We start from the raw sequence: 20,022 nt of genomic DNA on the forward strand, positions 1-20,022 counted from the left end.
GGAATGGACTGCATCCTGTTCAGTTTTAAGGTGCTAACACGTACTTTGGCAACCAAAAGGTTCTTCTGGTGATTGTAGCGGAGGGGAAACACCCTGTTCCATTCCGAACCAGGCAGTTAAGCCCTCCAGCGCCGATGGTACTTGGGGGGCAACCCCCTGGGAGAGTAGGTCATTGCCAGGAGAACCTTTTGGTTTTAACCCTTCGATTTTGTGAACTCACCCTCTCGTGTTATAATTTTTCCGCATAGGCCGCTCGCGCGGCCTTCTCTGCATATCTGCTGGCATAGCGCCGATCTGTCCCCCGCATCAGGAGGTAGCGTTTTGGAAACAGCAGTCGTGATCCTTGCAGCCGGGCAGGGCACACGGATGAAATCCAAGTTGCCCAAAGTGATACACCCTGTTGCCGGGCAGCCCATGGTGCAGTGGGTTGTGAATGCGGTGTTGCCCTTGAGCAAGCAGCCGCCGGTTGTTGTTGTAGGCTACGGCGCAGAATTGGTCCGAGCGGCGCTGGGCGAGCGCGTCACGTATGCGGTGCAGCCGGAGCAGTTGGGTACCGGACACGCAGTGATGCAAGCACAAGATACGCTCCAGAGCAAAGTCGACGCTGTACTGGTCGTTTACGGGGACATGCCCCTGCTGGCTACCGAGACCTTACGACATCTCATCGCTACTCACGAGGGTGGCGAGCAGCCCATCACTATGCTCACTACCCTCTATGACGACTCTATGGGTTTCGGGCGCGTCTTGCGTGATGAGCGTGGGCAGGTGTTAGGCATAGTCGAGGAGGCCCAGGCTACACCGGAGCAGTTACGTATCCGGGAACTCAATTGTGGCGTATACGTCTTTGACGCCGACTGGCTGTGGGCCCATTTGTCAAAGATACCACGCAGCCCGAAAGGCGAATACTATCTGACGGACCTTGTGGGCATCGCTATCGCTGAGGGTGCACGGGTTGAGGCACTCGTTGCATCTGACCCAGTAGAGGTCCTAGGAGTGAATGACCGGGTGCATCTGGCGCGGGTAGAGTCCATCGTCCGACAGCGCATCCGCGAAAATTGCATGCGCTCCGGTGTAACATTGATGGATCCATCCACCACTTATATTGACGCAATGGTCTCTATAGGCCAGGATACCATCATCTATCCCAACACCCATTTGCAGGGCAAAACGATCATCGGCAATGATTGTATCATCGGTCCAAACACGGTGATTCGGGATTCGAGAATTGGTGATCATTGCCGCATTGGCACCTCAGTGCTCGAAGAAGCTGAAGTCGAAGCCAATGTGGAAATCGGTCCCTTTGCCCATCTGCGCCGGGGGGCGCATTTGGCTGAAGGTGTACACATGGGCAATTTTGGCGAGGTGAAGAACTCCTACCTGGGCCCTGGAACTAAGATGGGCCATTTCAGTTACATCGGCGATGCCACCATTGGGCAGAACGTGAACATTGGCGCAGGGACTGTCACCTGCAACTTCGACGGTGAGCGTAAACACCCCACCCACATTGAGGACAACGCATTCATAGGGAGCGACACCATGTTGGTAGCGCCAGTGCGGGTGGGCAAAGGGGCGAAGACAGGCGCGGGTTCCGTTGTCACCCATGATGTTCCGCCAGAGAGCGTGGTCTACGGTGTGCCAGCCCGCGTGCGGCGGAAAAAGGGGGAGAAGCAGCGTGGGAAAAACCAAAGATGACCATCTTATAGAGAAGGCAAAAGAAGCCCGTACTCGGGCCTATGCTCCATATTCTCGCTATTTGGTCGGTGCCGCATTGCAGACAACAGGTGGTAAAATCTACACTGGCTGCAACGTCGAGAACGCGGTGCATTCGGTAGGTCTGTGCGCAGAGCGGGTGGCCATTTTCAAGGCCATCTCCGAGGGCGACCGTGAGTTTGAGGCCATCGCTGTGGTCACGGTAAATGGTGGGACGCCATGCGGTTCTTGCCGTCAGGTGATGGCAGAGTTTAACCCGCACTTGCGCGTCCTCGTGGCCGATCTGAAGGGCAACGTGCGGGTGTACACGCTGGATCGTCTCTTGCCTGATCACTTTGGCCCCGCAAATCTAGAGGAAAGCGGCGGAGATTAACGTCAAGGGAGCAACGATTTCCTGCGTCTAGTGGTGGAGAATATCGTCCAAGCGTTATTTCACTCTGGAGGGTTATATGGCTGGTAAGATCACACCTCGTAATGAGGACTACTCCCGCTGGTATACTGATGTGGTTCAGCGAGCCGAACTGGCCGACTACGCGCCGGTTCGCGGCTGCATGGTCATTCGACCTTATGGCTATGCCTTATGGGAGAATATTCAGGCGGCCTTGGACAAGCGTTTCAAAGCCACTGGACACCAGAACGCTTACTTCCCATTGTTCATCCCGGAGAGTTTCATAAAGAAGGAAGCGGAGCACATTGAAGGCTTCTCTCCCGAATTAGCAGTCGTGACCTATGGGGGCGGCAAGCAATTGGAAGAACCACTCATTGTCCGCCCTACCTCGGAGACCATCATCAACGCTATGTTCGCTCAGTGGGTGCGATCCTATCGTGATTTGCCCTTGCTCATCAATCAATGGTGCAACGTGGTGCGTTGGGAAATGCGCCCACGACTTTTCTTGCGAACTACTGAATTCTTGTGGCAGGAGGGCCATACCGCCCATGCCACGAAAGAAGAGGCCATCGCAGAGGCCCGGCGCATATTAGACGTGTACACAGACTTTGCAGAAAATGAAGCGGCCATTCCGGTTATCCCTGGTCGCAAAAGCGAATCGGAGAAGTTCGCCGGTGCGGTAGAGAGTTATACCATTGAGGCTATGATGGGCAACAAATGGGCCTTGCAAGCCGGTACATCTCACTATTTAGGCCAGAACTTCGCCAAAGCCTTCGGCACGCAGTTCCTTAATCAGAACAATGAGTTGGAGTACGTGTATCAGACCAGTTGGGGCGTCAGCACGCGCATGGTTGGCGCGGTAGTAATGGTTCACGGTGATGATCAAGGGCTCATTCTGCCGCCACGACTTGCTCCTATCCAAGTAGTGATTATCCCTATCTGGAAAGAGGACGCCGAGCGAGCACAAGTCTTGAGTGCAGCGGAGAGAATTATCGCTGCCTTGGGGGGCGACGTTCGCTGCAAATTAGACGACCGCGAGGAGTATTCGCCTGGCTGGAAGTTCAATGACTGGGAGATGCGAGGCGTGCCCCTGCGTATCGAAGTGGGACCACGGGATGTGGCGAAGGGTCAAGTCGTTCTGGTGCGACGTGACAAGCCCCGGGGCGAAAATAGATCCGTGAGCGGTTTTGAACAGTTACCAGCGGTGGTTAGCGACTTGCTATCGCGTATCCAGACCGAGTTGTTGGCAGCTGCCCGAGCATTCCGGGACGCACATACTCGCTATCCGACGACCTATGCGGAGTTGAGTGAGGCGGTGGCCGAAGGATTCGCCTACGCCTATTGGTGCGGTTCGGCGAAGTGTGAGGCGAAAGTCAAGGAAGAAACCAAATCTACTATCCGCTGTATTCCCTTCGACCAGGAGAAAGGCGAGGGGTGCTGTGTAGTCTGTGGCGAACGGGCGACGGAGCGCGCAGTTTTTGCCAGGGCGTATTAACGGGCTTTGGTCTGCTTGTCTGATCAATAGATTCTTGAGGAGGCTGTATGAAAGCCGATGAGGGCCTCAATGTCAAGATGCGCCAAGTGCGTGAACTGACAGATGCGAAGGGTTTTTCGTCGGACCCATCGCGCATTTGGGAAATGCTGGCTCTCATTCACAGCGAGATCTCGGAAGCCACTGATGCTTACAAGAAAGGTGAACCAACAGAAAAGGTGGGCGAAGAACTTATTGACGCCATCATCCGAATTCTACACCTCCTCTCCGCACTGGATCTAGACGCCGAGGCCCTTTTCCAACACAAGATGGAAGTCAACTGGAGCCGCCCGCAGAAGTACGGCACAGTGCGCGGCGGCTAGGCTTCTTTGCAGAGGTGCCCCTTGATTTTAGAAATAAAGGACCAACCCCTCGCGTCCCCAGATTCCCCCCTGCGCACCCTCTGATGGGGCAGACCTGACCAGAGTGTGGGAGACCAGGATAGACGGTTCCTCGGCTCATTGCCCCGATACTGACTAAACGAACATTAGTCCCTCATGAAAAAGCACCCGAGCTCATCTTCGGGCTTGTCAGCCTCGGCAATCCCCGGAGTTTACATCTGGAAGCGGTTTGCCAGTGGTCAGAATGCGAGCATTTGACAAATTCGTGTATCTAGTGTATAATAGTGATGTCACGATCTCCCTATATCACGATATTATTACTGGATCCAGAATGGGAATCAATCGCCGCGAACCTGTTCCCTTATATCATCAACTTAAAGAGGTTCTACTCTCTAAAATAGAGCGTGGTGAGCTGAACCCTAACACGCCTATTCCATCTGAGAAGCAGTTGATGGAAGCGTATGGATTGAGTCGCACTACGGTACGACAAGCCATCAGCGAGTTAGTAGCCGAGGGGTACCTCTATCGGCAGAGAGGAAAGGGTACTTTTGTCAGTAGGCCTAAAGTACAGCATGGTTTGCGTAAACTGACCAGTTTCTCCGAGGATATGCGTTCGCGGGGATTGCGGCCTGGCTCTCACGTGTTGGAAATGCGGAACGTGGTCCCACCCAAGAACATAGCCGCTGCGCTGGAGCTTGGAGAAGGCGAACAGGCCCTGAAGATCGTTCGACTCAGGCTTGCGAATGGCGAACCAATGGGTATCCAGACAAGTTACGTTCCTTTGCGCACCGGCATAAAGATTGACCCTGAGGAACTAGAGGGAGAAGGTTCGCTCTATGCGTTATTGGAATCACGATTCAACATCTTGCTTGGCGAAGCCGATGAGACTCTGGAGGCGACTGTAGCCAGTGAGACCGAGGCACGGCTCCTGGGCGTGAAGAGAGGCTCACCCCTGCTCTTACGCGAGAGAACTACCTTTTCTCTAGATGGTAAGCCCATTGAGTTCGTGAAAGCGCTCTACCGGGCAGATCGTTACAGGTACCTCGTTCACCTTACCCGGTAGATGGGGGTGTGAATGATCCAGGAAGAAGAGATCCGACGCATCGTGCGACGTACTCTGGAGCGGATGTCAAATCCAGACCCTTCCGTCCCAGATAACCTGCAGCGACGTAACCCCCCATTCGCCGGAGCAGAACGACCGCTCATCACAGAGGCCGATCTGATTGCGGTGCCGGCTGGCGGCACATTCACTGTGCCTGCCGATGCAATCATTACTCCATTGGCCCGTGAGGCAGCACGCACACGAGGTATCTCTTTCGTGGAGCAATCAGTCGTATCTTCACCCCGAGCGATCACCACATCTGCAGGCCACCATAGTGCTGGAGGACCAGGCGCGCCTGAGAAAACCGTTGCCATCGGCGCAGATCACGGTGGTTTCGAGATGAAGGAAGACCTGAAGAAGTACATCACCGAGTTAGGCTATGCCATCCAAGATTGTGGTACATTTAGCACAGAATCGGTTGATTACCCAGACTTCGCTTATGCGGTAGCCAAATTGGTTGCTGATGGCAAGGCGCGTTGGGGAATCATCATAGACGGTGCAGGCATTGGTTCCTGCATGGTGGCCAACAAAGTGCCTGGTGTGCGTGCCGCCATGTGCTATGACCTGTCCACTGCGATCAACAGCCGCGAACACAACGATGCCAATGTGCTTACCCTGGGCGGCAAGTTGATCGGGCCGAACCTGGCTCGCGACATTGTCAAAACCTGGCTCAGTACACCTTTCGGCGGTGGTCGCCATGCTCGCCGCATCGATAAGATAATGGAAGTCGAAAAGCGCTTTCTGAGGAAGGCCCAATGACAGAGATAGCAGACGTGGAGCGGCTGGTAGAGCAAATCACCCGCGAGGTTGTCGCTCTCCTACGCACGGGTGCGGATACCAGCCTATGTGCCCTGACAATTGGGGGCTCTTGCCAAGGGTGCCTGCTTTGTGTTACGAAGCGCCCAGAGGCGATACAACAGATCATTGACGCTGGCGCGGTCCGAGTGGGCAGCAGCCTGGGTTTAACAGGTGTCGCGCGTGAAATTGCCCGCATGATAGACCACACCCTACTCAAACCTGATGCTACCCCTGATCAGATCGCCAGACTATGTCAGGAAGCACGGGAGTACGGTTTCGCTGCGGTCTGTGTGAACCCCTGTAACGTCAGACAATGCAGCGAGTTGCTCTGGGGATCGGGGGTGAAGGTGTGCAGTGTAGTCGGCTTTCCGCTGGGCGCGAACCTGCCGGAGGTGAAAGCCTATGAGACCGAACGGGCCATCTGGGATGGTGCACACGAGATTGATATGGTGCTCAATATTGGCGCTCTGAAGGGTGGCGATTACGCCCTGGTGCAGAGGGACATCGAAGCGGTCACCCGCGTGTGCCGCCGCAGCGGTGTTCAGAGCAAGGTTATCATTGAGGCTGCGTTGCTCACCGACGAGGAGAAAATCAAAGCCTGCACGCTGGCCAAAGCGGCAAAGGCCGACTATGTGAAGACTTCCACAGGCTTTGGGCCGGGTGGTGCTACTGTCCACGACGTGGAACTTATGCGCCGAGTAGTGGGCCCGGAAATGGGTGTCAAGGCAGCGGGTGGAATCCGTAGCCTGGAAGAAGCGAAAAGCATGATCAAGGCGGGGGCCACACGCATAGGGGCCAGCGCCAGTGTCAAGATCATGCATGAGGCAAAAGAGGTAGCGGCTTGAGGATATCTCTAGTCGAGGGAAAGTGCAGAAAGGAGGGGCTTTGGTAGACTTACGGGCTTACGTTTTTCTCGATGCTTTGCAGCCACAGATGGCAGCGTTCATCGGCTCCACAGCGCGCGGCTTTCTACCCATCGTGGGCGATGCTTCGCTGTGGGTCGAAATCTCGCCAGGCATAGAGATCAACCGTGTGACTGATATTGCGGTGAAAGCCACCCGAGTACGCCCAGCGGTCCAGGTGGTGGAGCGTTTGTTTGGTCTGCTGGAGGTGCATTCTGAATCGCAGGCCGACGTGCGCGATGCGGGGCGGGCAATCCTGGAAGCGCTGGGCTTGAGAGAGGAGGATCGGTGGAAGCCACGAATCTACTCCAGCCAGATCATCCGTCACGTGGACGACCACCACGCTCAACTCGTGAACCGTAACCGCAACGGCATGATGCTCATCCCTGGCCAAACCCTCTACATCATGGAAGTCGAGCCAGCAGCATATGCTGCCCTGGCTGCCAATGAGGCGGAAAAGGCAGCGCACATCAACATTGTGGAAGTGCGGCCCTTTGGCACATTTGGCCGCGTTTATCTGGGTGGAGAGGAACGCGACATTATGGCTGGCTATGGTGCGGCAGTAGCAGCCATTGAAGGAATTGAGGGGAAAGAACAGAAGACAGAACGAAGAGCATAACGAACGGAACGAACACATCACTACGAGGAGGATTTACCACATGGCAGAAGCATTGGGCATGATTGAGACAAAGGGATTCGCGGCGATGGTTGAAGCCGCCGATGCGATGGTCAAGGCCGCCAAGGTCGAATTGGTCAGTTACGAGAAAATCGGCGGTGGTTATGTTACTGCCATCGTGCGAGGCGACGTCGCAGCAGTGAAGGCTGCCGTCGAGGCCGGGGTACGCGGGGCAGAGAAGGTGGGCGAGGTGGTCTCGGTGCACGTGATCGCCCGACCGCACGTCAACATTGATCTGGTGCTGCCATTGGGCCGGACGGAGCAAGTGAAGGCCGAACTCGGAGAGTAGCAGGAACATCGAGTTCTCACGTCCAACAGGGGTCCGCCAGATTCGGTGGATCCCGGAGGGGATAGAGCATGCTCATTGGAAAGATCGTTGGCACCCTCGTTTCCACACGCAAAGACGAGAAGATCGAGGGCCTCAAGTTCTATGTGGTCAAACAGGTGGATATCGAGGGCCGAGAGACCGGTGCCTACGTTGTCGCTGCTGACGCGGTGGGGGCTGGCGTGGGCGAATTGATCCTTTATGCCGTTGGCAGTTCTGCCCGTCAGACGGTGCTCACGGATCGACGCCCCATTGATGCAGTGGTCATGGCCATCGTAGACACCTGGGAAGTGGGTGGCGTGGTCAAGTATCAGAAATATCCTGAAGGTAGCGAGGTGGCATGATGGACGTGGAAGAGCGTCGCATCCAGGCTATCGTACAAGAGGTGATGCGACGCCTGGGCGAGGAGCGCCCAGTAGCGGAGGCGCCCCCTCGCCCCGAGTTGCGTTCTGCTCCCGCTCAGCCTGAGCCACTACATGGCGAAGACGGCGTCTTTCCTGATATTGATTCAGCGATCATGGCGGCCAGCACCGCTTTCCATCAACTTGATAGGATGACCCTAACGACACGCTATCACATTGTGGATGCTATGCGCCGCGCGGCGAAGGATAACGCCGAACTGCTCGCCCGCCTGGCCTGGCAGGAGACAGGTATGGGCAGGCCGGAGGACAAAACAAAGAAAAACTTGCTTGTCGCCACGAAAACTCCCGGCCCCGAAATCCTGGAGCCATTTGCTTGGACTGGCGACCACGGCCTGACCTTGGTGGAACGTGCTCCCTACGGTGTCATCGCCGCCATCACGCCTAGCACTAACCCTACTTCGACCATTATCTGTAATGCGATTGGTATGATCTCCGCTGGGAACGCTGTAGTGTTTAACGCCCATCCGGCAGCGAAGAACTGTTCAGTAAAAACGGTGCAGTTGCTTAACCGAGCGATTGTTAGTGCAGGCGGTCCACCCAACCTTCTAACGCTTGTCCCCGAGCCAACTATTGAGGGTGCTCAATACTTGATGAAGCACCCTGCCATCAATCTGTTGGTGGTGACTGGCGGGCCAGGCGTGGTCAAGGTAGCGATGGCCAGCGGTAAGAAAGCCATCTGCGCTGGGCCCGGTAATCCGCCGGTCGTGGTGGATGAAACCGCAGATCTGGACGTGGCTGGCAAAGGCATTGTGGAAGGCGCTTCCTTCGACAATAACGTCGTCTGCGTGCTGGAGAAAGAGATCATTGCAGTGGACTCCATTGCCGATCAGTTGAAAGCGTCTATTTTATCCCATGGCGCGGTTGAGCTCGCCTCCTGGCAGATGAAGCGATTAGAAAAGGTGATCTTCAGCGAAATCCGCTCCGGCCGCGAAGAAAGCGTGATCAACAAGGCTTGGGTAGGCAAGAATGCCTCCCTCATCCTCAAAGAGATCGGGATGAACGTGGACGAGAAAGTGCGGTTAGCATTGGCAGAAGTTGACCGGGACCATCCACTGGTGTGGACGGAACAACTGATGCCGGTGATACCGTTGGTGCGCGTTGCCAATGCGGATGAAGCGATAGATTTGGCCATCGCGGCTGAGGGGAGGCGTTATCACACTGCGGTGATGTATTCCAAGCACATTGATCGCTTGAGTCGCATGGCCCGTGAATGTAATTGTTCGATCTTCGTCAAGAATGGACCTTCGCTGGCCGGACTCGGCTTCAACGGCGAGGGTTTCACTTCATTTTCGATCGCCAGTCCCACGGGTGAAGGCTTGACTTCTCCCATCTCTTTCTCGCGTTTGCGTCGCTGCGTCTTAGTGGATTCATTCAGGATTGTGTGAAGGCTCATTTGAGTGATATGGCTGACCACATTGTGGACCGTGTGCGTTCCGCTGGCGTCGTTGGGGCGGGGGGCGCAGGCTTTCCCACCCACGTCAAATTGGCGGCCAAAGTGGATACCGTCATCGCGAACGGTGCGGAATGCGAGCCCCTTTTACACGCTGACCGGCATCTTATGACTCGCCATCCAGACGAAATACTGCGCGGGCTTAGCCTGGCCATGGAAGCAACTGGCGCGACTCGGGGCATCGTAGCCCTGAAAGCAGCATACCACGATGCACGAGCCGGGCTTGAAGCGGCCTTGCCGCGCTACAAGAACGTCACGCTTTGTCTCCTGGGCAGTTATTATCCGGCAGGGGATGAGTTCATTTTGGTCTACGAGGCCACCGGTCGCAAAGTACCCGAGGGCGGTATTCCTCTCGAAGTGGGTGCTGTTGTCAACAATGTGGGGACGCTCTACAACGTGGCACGGGCTCAGGATGGCCAACCCGTCACCCACCGTTACATGACTGTGACAGGGGAAGTGAAGTCTCCTGCTACCTTGCGGCTACCCATTGGAGTGAATTTCGCCCAGGTGGTAGAGTGGGTCGGTGGCTACACAAAGCCGGTCGAGGATCTTGCGTTGGTGGCTGGTGGGGCGATGATGGGCCGTGTAGTTACTCCTGATGATGTGGTGACCAAAACAACAGGTGGGTTGTTAGTGCTGCCAAAAGACAACGTCGTCGTGCAACATATGACCCGACCGTTGAACAATGCGGTCCGGCGTGGTCGGTCCACCTGCGATCAGTGCCGCGACTGCACAGATCTGTGCCCCCGCTACCTGTTGGGTCACGCATTGCAGCCGCATGATATCATGCGCAATCTCAATTATGGTCTGACTTTCCCCACCGAGATTGTCACGGCAGCAGTGTTGTGTTGTGAGTGTCGTTTGTGCGAAGCCTATGCGTGTCCTCTGGAACTTTCACCCATAGCCTACTATCGGGCGGTGAAGAGCCAGTTGCGGGCTGCTGGCTGGAAGAATGTGACCCATCGGCGGAAGGATTACGAACCACATCCGTTCTTTGATTTCCGTCGGGTGCCAGTCTCGCGCCTGATTGACAAACTGGGCTTGACGAAGTATAAAAATTATGACGTTCCTTTGGATGAGCGCGACTTGGTGCCGCCATCGGTGTGCATTCCCTTGCGCCAACACACTGGCGTACCAGCCAAGCCGGTCGTGCGTGTTGGTGACAGGGTGAAAGTCGGTGACCTCGTGGCGGAGATACCACAGGGTGCACTGGGGGCAAATGTGCATGCCTCTATTGCGGGCAAGGTATCAGAAGTCACGGAAGAATACATCCGCGTGGACTCGTGCTGAGGGCTACAGTACGAATGGGAAGTTCAATTCATCACCGGGGTGTGCTATGGAACCTGCTATCGGCTTAATCGAAGTGAATAGCATTGCCCAAGGCATCAAGGTGGGTGATGCCATGTGCAAGCGTGCGCCAATCAACCTACTCGAGTCTCGCACCGTCTGCCCCGGCAAGTATATCGTACTAATTGGTGGGGACACGGGCCCAGTACAGGAATCATTGGAAGCCGGAGTTGAGGTTGCTGCAGAAACTCTGGTGGATAAACTATTCTTGCCCAACGTCCACCTCTCCGTTTTCCCCGCCATTGCCGGTGCAGTGGAGATGGAGTACGTCGAAGCACTAGGCATCATCGAGACTATCAGCGTGGCTTCTACTATCGTTGCAGCAGACGCGGCGGCAAAAGCGGCCGCCGTTACTCTCACCGAGATCCGCTTAGCGAATGGCCTGGGCGGCAAATCTTTCGTGCTCATGGTAGGCCGTGTGCCTGATGTGGAGGCATCAGTTGAAGCGGGCACTAAAGTCATCAAAGAAGATGGGACGCTTATCCGGGCGGTGGTCATCCCCCAATTGCACGAAGATATGAGGCAGAAAATAACTTAGATATGCAACTCGGACGAATTATCGGCACACTCGTTGCCACGCGAAAACACGAGGCCCTCCAAGGGGTCAAATTACTCATCGTACAACCCCTCACGCCTGAGGAGCAACCTGATGGCGAGCCAGTGATCGCTGTGGATGGCACTCACATGGCTGGGCCCGGCGAGATCATCTACATGATAGGTGGACGTGAAGCCTCGATGGTGCTGCCGGCTGAAAAAATGTTCACACCAGTGGACCATGGTATTGTGGGCATCGTGGATCAGATTTATGTGGCGTTGGATAGAGAGAAATAAATGCTCATCGGTCGGGTCATTGGCAACATTGTGTCCACCATCAAGCATAGCGACCATAGCAAGCACAAACTGATGCTTGTCCAGCCTCTTACGCCCGAAGGGAGACCCTACAAAAAACCCATCATCGCGATTGATGTGGTGGACGCTGGCCCGGGTGAAGTGGTCTTCTTTGTGGACGAAGGAAACGCGGCCCGACAGTTGCTTGGCTTGGAACCTGGTTGTGTTCGTGCTGTCATAGTAGGTTTTGTAGATGAAGTGCAATTGGTGGATGAGAAAGGCCGTCAGACTTCCTGGACTCCTAATCGGATACACCTGACCGAGAGAAGTAGCGGATGAGCACGTACCAGACTCAGCAGCGTGAGAAAGATCTGCGCGAAGAACTCGTGCATGTGGGACGGTTGCTGTGGGAGAAAGGGCTGATTGCCGCCAGTGATGGCAACATCTCAGCCCGCCTGGATGGTGAGCGGGTCTTGACTACGCCCAGCGGTGTGAGCAAAGGGTTCATGAGACCGGAACAGATGGTCATCACTGACATGACTGGCCGCAAACTGAATGTTCACGATCCCGGCTCCCGTGGCTTGGAGCCATCCTCTGAATTGCTGATGCACTTGGAAGTTTACCGCCAACGGCCTGATGTGGGGGCTGTTGTACACGCTCATCCGCCCATTACCACAGCCTTTACCATTGCTGGCATCTCGCTCGCCCAATGTGTGCTGCCCGAGGTGGTGATGACCCTGGGCAGTATCCCGACGACGCAGTACGCTACGCCATCGAGCGCACAGGGCGCAGAGGTCATTCGCGAGTTGATCCGCACTTACGACGCCTTAGTGCTCGACCGACACGGGGCCATCACCGTGGGCAAAACGCCCACTGAGGCCTATATGAAAATGGAGAAGGTAGAGCATACTGCCCTGGTTACCTTGACGGCCCGGCAGTTGGGTCGAGTGGGGCTCTTGCCACCCGAAGAGGTGCGCAAGCTCACTGCATGGCGCCGGCAGAAACTGGGGTTGCCTGCCGAATATGGGGGTGAGGGCTGCGTGAAATGCGGGGCTTGTGGACGCGAGCCTGAGCAAGAAGGCAGCGTCAACATAGCCGACGAAGAGATCACCCGGCTGGTGGCGCGAGTGGTGAGTCGAGAGTTAAATCGTTTCTGAAATCGTGAACGATGCCCTCAGGCCAGCCGGGATAGGGCTGGCCTTTTTGTGGATGGGGGAGATGACAGACAAACCCCGGCTCTACAGAACTGAAGCCATCGTGCTCAAACGCAGCGATTTAGGGGAGGCCGATCGCTTGCTCACACTTTACACGCCTGACATGGGCAAATTGCGCGTGGTCGCCAAAGGCGTGCGCAAGCCTACCAGCCGTAAGAGCGGCCATGTGGAACTGTTTTCCCTCACAGATTTGCTCATTGCCCGTGGGCGTAACTTGGATATCGTAACCCAGGCCGAGGTAATTGAGCCCCACCGGATTCTGCGAGAGGATTTGCTTCGTGCCTCCTATGCCCATTACGTGTCCGAACTCGTGGATCGTTTCACCGGGGAGGAAGAAGAGAATTTCCCATTATATCGTCTCCTGTCCAGCACCTTGGATTGGGTCTGCACGAGTGGTGACCTTTCGCTTACTGTGCGCTATTTTGAACTGCATCTGCTCGAACTCGTAGGTTACCGTCCTCAATTGCAGATCTGTGTCCGTTGCAGCAAGGAGATCGGCAGTAGTGCGGTGCTCTTTAGTGCTGAGATGGGCGGTGTTATCTGTGCCCGATGTGGGGAAAGTGGTCAGAAGATGCAGACCCTGTCGCCTGAGGGGTTGCAAGTGATGCGTTACTTGCAGGACAACGACTATCGAGTGGCCATACGCCTGCGACCATCACGCGGCATCCGACGGGAATTAGAAGGCGTGTTGCAGGCTTATATCGTTTATCTTCTCGAACGACGACTCCAGTCGGTGGATTTCCTCAACCAGATGCGTCGCGAATTGACTGACAGTCGGTTGACAGACGACCCGAAAGTAGGTACAGTACAAGATGACTTCGGCGTAAGTTCCCCAGATGAAGGAGTGGGTCCATGAATTTCCAGGACGTCATTATGAAACTCGAGAACTTCTGGGCCAGCCAGGGATGTCTCATCTGGCAGCCCTATAACGTGCAGGTCGGTGCAGGGACAATGAACCCGGCCACTTTCCTGCGCGTGCTGGGGCCTGAACCCTGGCGAGTGGCCTACGTCGAGCCCTCCATCCGCCCCGCCGATGGTCGCTACGGCGAGAACCCAAACCGCTGGCAGCAATTCTACCAGTATCAAGTGATTCTCAAACCAGACCCCGGTAACCCGGTCGAACTCTATCTTGACAGCCTTCGTGCCTTAGGTCTTGATCCCAAAACACACGATATTCGCTTCGTCGAGGACAACTGGGAATCACCCGCCCTCGGGGCCTGGGGCTTGGGATGGGAGGTCTGGTGTGATGGGCAGGAGATCACTCAATACACTTATTTTCAGCAGGCTGGTGGCTTCGACTTGGATCCTGTCTCCGTAGAAATCACTTACGGTCTAGAGCGTATTGTTATGGTGCTCCAAGGCGTGAAAAGTTTTGTGGAGATGAAGTGGAGCAACGGCATTACTTATGGTGATCTTTTACTCCAGCCTGAACGCGAGCATTGCATCTACAACTTTGAGATTGCCGATGTACGTCGGCTGGCGGAGATGTTTAATCTCTACGAGGAAGAGGCAAGAGAGGCGCTGAAGCGCGGCTTGGTGATGCCCGCTCATGATTACACGCTGAAATGTTCTCATGTCTTCAATGTTTTGGATGCGCGAGGGGCCATAGGTGTTACTGAACGGGCGCGCTACTTCGCTCGGATGCGTGAACTTTCCCGTTCCGTCGCCATCGCCTATCTCGCCCAGCGCGAGAAAATGGGCTACCCGATGTCGAAACTCTGGCCCATCGTACCACCCAAGCCAGTGGAACAGGAAAAGACCAGGCCGCCGACTGAGCCGCAGGACCTGCTTTTGGAAGTCGGTGTGGAAGAACTTCCTGTCGGAGACCTTGAGAGCGCCTTGACCCAATTGCGCGAGCGTGTGCCGGCCACTCTGAATGAAGCCCGTATCCCGTTTGATACTGTTCGGGTGACTGCTTCGCCCCGCCGGATTGTCATCTATGTAACGAATGTAAGCCCTACCCAGACTCCCCAGGAAACGGTGGTGAAAGGACCACCCATTGCCGTCGCATTTGACGGTGAGGGAAAACCGACCAAGGCTGCTGAGGGTTTTGCACGCAGTGTCGGAGTGAGTGTAGGGGCTCTGCAGGTGCGCGAGTTCGCAGGCAAATCTTATCTTGTGGCCACAGTAACTGAGCCAGGTCAACCTACCCCAGACGTACTGGCCAAGGTACTACCCGAATTGATTGGTGGACTGCGATTCGGTCTTGCCATGCGCTGGAATGCGAGCGGGGTTGCCTTCTCACGGCCTATCCGTTGGATTGTGGCTTTGTTTGGCAAAGAAATCGTTCCCTTTGATTTCGCTGGGGTACGGAGTGGCCGTGTTACGCGGGGTATCCGACCCGAAGGCTCCCCTGATATTGTGCTGGGGTCGGCAGGCGAATACTTTGAGACCATGAGAGCCAATACGATCGTGGTGGATGATGTCCAACGTCAGGAGGCTGTAACTGAGCAGATCACTGCCCTGGCGGCCTCTGTTGGTGGCGCAGTGCCCGATGATCCAGCACTATTGCGCGAAGTGGCGAACTTAGTGGAATGGCCCACCGCTTTTTTAGGCGATTTTGACCCCGATTTCCTGGAACTGCCTCAGGAAGTACTTATCGCGGTGATGAAAAAACACCAGCGCTACTTCCCGGTGGTAAAGAATGGTCAGATGTTGCCTTATTTCATTGCTGTCGCAAACGGCTTATTTGCCGACATGGATCCAATACGTTGGGGCAACATGGAAGTCTTGAGGGCTCGTTTCGCTGATGCCCGATTTTTCTACACCACCGATACAAGCAAGCCGTTGGAAGCCTTCTTGCCGCGTTTGGGCACTCTAACCTTCCAAGAAGGGTTAGGTTCGATGCTGGATAAGACGAAGCGGCTGGAGCGCTTGACCGCTCTTCTAGCGCGAAGGCTAAAGGTCTCTGAGACTGACCTAGAGGTCGCGGAGCGTGCTGCTCACCTCTGTAAAGCCGACCTGGCCACGCAGATGGTGGTAGAACTCACCTCACTCCAAGGTATCATGGGCGAGAAGTATGCTCTCTTGTCCGGCGAGTCGCCTGCAGTGGCTTATGCTATCCGCGAGCACTACCTGCCGCGCTTTGCTGGTGATGAACTGCCCCAGACAATGCCCGGAGTGGTCTTGGGTGTAGCGGACCGGCTGGACAGCCTCGTGGGGCTTTTTGCCGTGGGCATGATGCCCACTGGTTCGGCGGACCCCTTCGGCTTACGCCGCGCAGCCTTGGGTCTTATCACTCTCTTGGTTGAGAAGCGTATCTCGCTTTCTTTGTCGGAAGCAGTGGCGCTAACTGCTAAGGAATTGCCGGTTCCGGTGGGTGAGGATGTTGCCACCACGGTCGTGGATTTCATAGTCCAGCGATTGCGTCAATGGTTGTTAGATGCAGGTTACCGATACGATTTGGTGGATGCCGCGCTGTCGGCTCGCTATGACAACCCATATTTGGCGGCCCGTACCGTGTGGGAACTGGCCCGCGAAGTAGAGAGTGAGCGCTTCTCTTTGCTGCTCACTGCTTATAGTCGGCCATCGCGGATTACCCGCGATATCCTCACAGAATTGCCACTGAACCCCGATGCCCTGACAGAAAAGGCGGAGCAGCACCTGTATCAAACTTACCTGCAAGTAAAGGAAGCGATGAGAGATGTACAAGACGTGCCGGGTTTTCTGAGCGCCTTTGCTCCGTTGGTGGGGCCTATCAACGAGTTCTTCGATGAAGTATTTGTAATGGTAGACGACGCATCTCTGCGTAGCAACCGTTTGGCTCTTTTACAACGCATCGCTGCTCTTCCTCAAGGCATTGTAGATCTGACCAAGGTGATCGGTTACTGATGGCGTTTTGCTTTTTGGCAAAGCGCGCAGAATCCATATAATTTATTTTTGTTTTGGACTGCAAGCATAACACGAAGGAGGCAGTTTGACAATATGACGAAGAAATGGGTTTATCTTCTTCACGAAGGGAACGCGTCCATGCGCGACCTGCTGGGCGGCAAAGGAGCGGGTTTAGCGGAGATGGCAAACGCCGGGTTGCCGGTGCCCCCCAGTTTCATTATCACCACCGAAGCCTGTAATGAATACAACGCCTTAGGCAAGAAATTCCCTCCGGGTATGTGGGAGCAGACGTTGGAGGCGATGAAGGTCATTGAGAAAGAGTCGGGCAAGGTATTCGGTGATCCAGCCAATCCACTGTTGGTATCTGTCCGATCCGGGGCCCGGGTTTCTATGCCCGGCATGATGGATACCGTCCTAAACCTAGGCTTGAATGCACAAACTCTCGAAGGACTGGCGAAAGCCACCGGCAATGAGCGCTTCGCTTGGGACGCCTACCGACGTTTCATTCAAATGTTCGGGCGCATTGTAATGGGCGTGAAAGCAGGTGCTGACGAAGAGGACCCCTTCGAGCAAGTGTTGCGAGAGTACAAGGCCAAAACCGAAGGTGGCCAAGACACCGATCTAACCACCGATATGCTGAAAGAGATCTGCGCCAAATTCAAGGCTATCATCAAGCAGTGTACAGGCAAGGATTTCCCCGAGGACCCCTACGAACAACTCCGTATGGCCATAGCCGCTGTTTTCGACTCCTGGATGGGTCGCCGTGCTGTGGACTACCGGAATTTCCACAAGTTGCCCCATGATTGGGGTACGGCGGTCAATGTGGTAACGATGGTGTTTGGCAACATGGGCTTCGATTCCGGCACTGGTGTGGCGTTCACACGCGATCCTGCCACCGGGGAGAAGGTGCTATATGGAGAGTACCTGCTAAATGCTCAGGGCGAAGATGTGGTAGCCGGTATCCGCACCCCTAAGAAAATCGCTGAACTGAAGAATGACATGCCGGAGGTTTACGAGCAATTTGCCCGCATGGCAGATCTCTTGGAAAAGCACTATCGCGATGTCCAAGACCTCGAATTCACCATTGAGCGCGGCAAGTTGTGGATGCTGCAGACTCGCTCTGGCAAGCGCACGGCGCGTGCGGCAGTGAAGATCGCTGTGGATATGGTGCGAGAGGGACTTATCACCAAAGAGGAAGCGGTTCTTCGGGTCGAGCCAGAACAGGTGGACCAATTACTGCACCCCCGCTTTGACACCAAACACAAGGAAGCGGCAGCCAGAGAGGGCCGACTGTTAGCCAAAGGATTGAATGCGTCGCCCGGAGCGGCGGTGGGCTTCGTTGTCTTCGACGCCGATCGGGCTGCGGCACGAGCCAGGAAAGGCGAAGACGTGATCCTCACTCGACCTGAGACTTCGCCTGAAGATGTGCACGGTATGCTGGCAGCGAAAGGCATTCTTACCCAGCATGGCGGCGCTACTTCTCACGCTGCAGTAGTAGCCCGCGGTGTCGGCAAACCCTGTGTGGCTGGCTGCGAGGCACTGGAGATCGATCTGGAAAGGCGTCGCATGATCGTGAACAGCAAGGTCATCGAGGAGGGCGATTACATTTCCATTGACGGCACCACCGGGGAAGTCTTTCTCGGTCAGTTGCCCACCACGGTGCCCAACTTTGCTGAGGAGAAAGATCTCCAGCAAATCCTCAAGTGGGCCGATGAAATTCGGCGGCTAGGTGTGTGGACTAACGCTGACTATCCTCGAGACGCTAAACGCGCCCGGGAATTCGGTGCAGAGGGCATCGGCCTCTGTCGTACGGAGCACATGTTCTTTGAGGAAGAGCGACGCCCTATCGTTCAGAGAATGATCATGGCGCGGGGCGATGAGAAGAAGCGCCAAGAAGCATTGGATCAACTCTTGCCTTTCCAGCGGGCCGACTTCGAGGGCATTTTCGAGGTCATGGATGGACTGCCGGTGATCATTCGCCTGATTGACCCACCCATGCATGAGTTCTTGCCCCCGCGCGAGCAACTTATCGGAGAAGTCACTGAGCTGCGGTGCAAATTGGAGAACGAAACGATCTCGGCTGGAGAGAGAAAGCAACTAGAAAAAGAACTGGCCGAGAAAGAAGAAGTCCTGCGCGTGGTGGAAAGCCTGTGGGAGGTGAATCCCATGCTTGGCCTGCGCGGCTGTCGGGTGGGAATCATGTATAAAGGTGTTACCGAAATGCAGGTTCGCGCTATCTTCCAGGCTGCGTGCCGAATGGCGAAAAAAGGCATTGAGGTGCACCCGGAGGTCATGATACCACTCGTCGGCCACGTGAATGAATTGCAACTTGAGCGCGAGAAATTGGAGCAAGTGGCGAAAGAAGTGATGGCTGAGGAGGGCATCGAAGTGGATTACAAGTTCGGAACGATGATCGAAGTCCCGCGCGCTGCCCTAACCGCTGATGAAATCGCTAAGTACGCTGAGTTTTTCTCTTTTGGCACCAATGACCTGACGCAAATGACCTTTGGCATCTCCCGCGATGACGCTGAAGGCAAATTCTTGCTGGAGTATGTCGAACGTAAGATCCTGCCTGCCAATCCCTTCCAACAATTGGATCGTGATGGTGTCGGTCAACTTATGCGCATGTGCGTAGAGAAGGCTCGTCGAACCAGGCCCGATATCGAGATCGGTATCTGCGGTGAACATGGCGGTGATCCCTCATCCATCGAATTCTGCCACATGCTTGGGCTAAATTACGTCTCCTGTTCGCCGTTCCGCGTGCCCGTGGCTCGATTGGCAGCCGCACACGCTGCTTTGCGTGAGGGGCGCCCGCGCGATGTAGACTAGCGTATCGTGAAAGATACTACCCCGTCATCAAAGGTGGCAGCCCATTTCTTGTGCTGCCACCTTATTCTATATCTATCCCTGTCTGTATGATATCGCGTTCGAGCAGGTGACCCGTTGAAATCCTACGGGAATTCGCATTGGGGATGGGTGATGGCAGTACACTCCTGTAAAATCAAACGGCGTGTGGTACACTATGGCGAACAAACCCATCACCATCCCGGAAGGGTAGAAAGGACCACACGCCATGGAAAGGATACCACCGAGTGAACGAATCCGCAAACAGCTGGACCAGCTGCTCAGCGACGGGCTTGAAGACCGCGCCCTCGAG

19 protein-coding genes and 1 rRNA gene are annotated in these 20,022 nt (G+C 55.4%); all 20 read left to right on the plus strand.

Features of this window, described 5'->3' with window-relative positions; translation table 11 throughout:
• The first annotated feature begins 64 nt into the window (after positions 1-64).
• Positions 65-181: ribosomal RNA gene (gene rrf / locus H5T64_06455) — 5S ribosomal RNA — on the plus strand.
• Positions 182-321: 140 nt separating this feature from the next.
• On the plus strand, positions 322-1,692 hold the full coding sequence (gene glmU / locus H5T64_06460) for a bifunctional UDP-N-acetylglucosamine diphosphorylase/glucosamine-1-phosphate N-acetyltransferase GlmU (GenBank protein ID MBC7263986.1): 1,371 nt from the start codon (positions 322-324) through the stop codon (positions 1,690-1,692).
• Positions 1,604-2,083, plus strand: coding sequence for a cytidine deaminase (cdd, locus tag H5T64_06465; GenBank protein ID MBC7263987.1), 480 nt, complete (start codon positions 1,604-1,606; stop codon positions 2,081-2,083). The genes glmU and cdd overlap by 89 nt, the downstream gene beginning before the upstream one ends.
• A gap of 76 nt (positions 2,084-2,159) precedes the next feature.
• A complete protein-coding gene (locus H5T64_06470) occupies positions 2,160-3,593 on the plus strand; it encodes a proline--tRNA ligase (protein ID MBC7263988.1) in 1,434 nt (477 codons plus the stop codon).
• 47 nt (positions 3,594-3,640) lie between these two features.
• Positions 3,641-3,952, plus strand: coding sequence for a hypothetical protein (locus H5T64_06475; GenBank protein MBC7263989.1), 312 nt, complete (start codon positions 3,641-3,643; stop codon positions 3,950-3,952).
• 349 nt (positions 3,953-4,301) lie between these two features.
• Entirely contained in the window at positions 4,302-5,033 is a 732-nt protein-coding gene (locus H5T64_06480; protein MBC7263990.1) for a GntR family transcriptional regulator, read from the plus strand.
• 63 nt (positions 5,034-5,096) lie between these two features.
• Complete coding sequence (rpiB, locus tag H5T64_06485) at positions 5,097-5,831, plus strand: ribose 5-phosphate isomerase B (protein ID MBC7263991.1); 735 nt, start codon at positions 5,097-5,099, stop codon at positions 5,829-5,831.
• A 233-nt stretch (positions 5,832-6,064) separates the two neighbouring features.
• Complete coding sequence (gene deoC, locus H5T64_06490) at positions 6,065-6,715, plus strand: deoxyribose-phosphate aldolase (protein ID MBC7263992.1); 651 nt, start codon at positions 6,065-6,067, stop codon at positions 6,713-6,715.
• 88 nt (positions 6,716-6,803) lie between these two features.
• Positions 6,804-7,391: a hypothetical protein gene (locus tag H5T64_06495; GenBank protein ID MBC7263993.1), complete on the plus strand. Its 588-nt coding sequence runs from the start codon at positions 6,804-6,806 to the stop codon at positions 7,389-7,391.
• 40 nt (positions 7,392-7,431) lie between these two features.
• Entirely contained in the window at positions 7,432-7,737 is a 306-nt protein-coding gene (locus tag H5T64_06500) for a BMC domain-containing protein (protein MBC7263994.1), read from the plus strand.
• A gap of 68 nt (positions 7,738-7,805) precedes the next feature.
• Positions 7,806-8,117, plus strand: coding sequence for a EutN/CcmL family microcompartment protein (locus H5T64_06505; GenBank protein ID MBC7263995.1), 312 nt, complete (start codon positions 7,806-7,808; stop codon positions 8,115-8,117).
• On the plus strand, positions 8,117-9,580 hold the full coding sequence (locus H5T64_06510) for an aldehyde dehydrogenase EutE (protein ID MBC7263996.1): 1,464 nt from the start codon (positions 8,117-8,119) through the stop codon (positions 9,578-9,580). Before H5T64_06505 ends, H5T64_06510 begins: the two co-directional genes overlap by 1 nt.
• Positions 9,581-9,597: 17 nt before the next feature.
• Positions 9,598-10,935, plus strand: a complete 1,338-nt coding sequence (locus H5T64_06515; GenBank protein MBC7263997.1) for a 4Fe-4S dicluster domain-containing protein — start codon at positions 9,598-9,600, stop codon at positions 10,933-10,935.
• Between the two features lie 46 nt (positions 10,936-10,981).
• Positions 10,982-11,530: a BMC domain-containing protein gene (locus H5T64_06520; GenBank protein MBC7263998.1), complete on the plus strand. Its 549-nt coding sequence runs from the start codon at positions 10,982-10,984 to the stop codon at positions 11,528-11,530.
• Between the two features lie 2 nt (positions 11,531-11,532).
• Positions 11,533-11,823, plus strand: coding sequence for a EutN/CcmL family microcompartment protein (locus H5T64_06525; GenBank protein MBC7263999.1), 291 nt, complete (start codon positions 11,533-11,535; stop codon positions 11,821-11,823).
• Positions 11,824-12,159 carry a EutN/CcmL family microcompartment protein gene (locus H5T64_06530; protein ID MBC7264000.1) on the plus strand — a complete coding sequence of 112 codons (336 nt, stop codon included), beginning with the start codon at positions 11,824-11,826 and terminating at the stop codon, positions 12,157-12,159.
• Positions 12,156-12,977 (plus strand): class II aldolase/adducin family protein, encoded by an 822-nt coding sequence (locus tag H5T64_06535; GenBank protein ID MBC7264001.1) that lies wholly within the window; start codon positions 12,156-12,158, stop codon positions 12,975-12,977. Before H5T64_06530 ends, H5T64_06535 begins: the two co-directional genes overlap by 4 nt.
• Positions 12,978-13,038: 61 nt before the next feature.
• Positions 13,039-13,890 carry a DNA repair protein RecO gene (gene recO, locus H5T64_06540; protein ID MBC7264002.1) on the plus strand — a complete coding sequence of 284 codons (852 nt, stop codon included), beginning with the start codon at positions 13,039-13,041 and terminating at the stop codon, positions 13,888-13,890.
• Positions 13,887-16,865 (plus strand): glycine--tRNA ligase subunit beta, encoded by a 2,979-nt coding sequence (locus tag H5T64_06545; protein MBC7264003.1) that lies wholly within the window; start codon positions 13,887-13,889, stop codon positions 16,863-16,865. Before recO ends, H5T64_06545 begins: the two co-directional genes overlap by 4 nt.
• A 93-nt stretch (positions 16,866-16,958) precedes the next feature.
• On the plus strand, positions 16,959-19,694 hold the full coding sequence (locus H5T64_06550; GenBank protein ID MBC7264004.1) for a pyruvate, phosphate dikinase: 2,736 nt from the start codon (positions 16,959-16,961) through the stop codon (positions 19,692-19,694).
• Positions 19,695-20,022: the final 328 nt, after the last annotated feature.

It is taken from the genome of Chloroflexota bacterium, assembly GCA_014360825.1.
In the GTDB taxonomy this organism is placed as follows: domain Bacteria; phylum Chloroflexota; class Anaerolineae; order UBA2200; family JACIWT01; genus JACIWT01.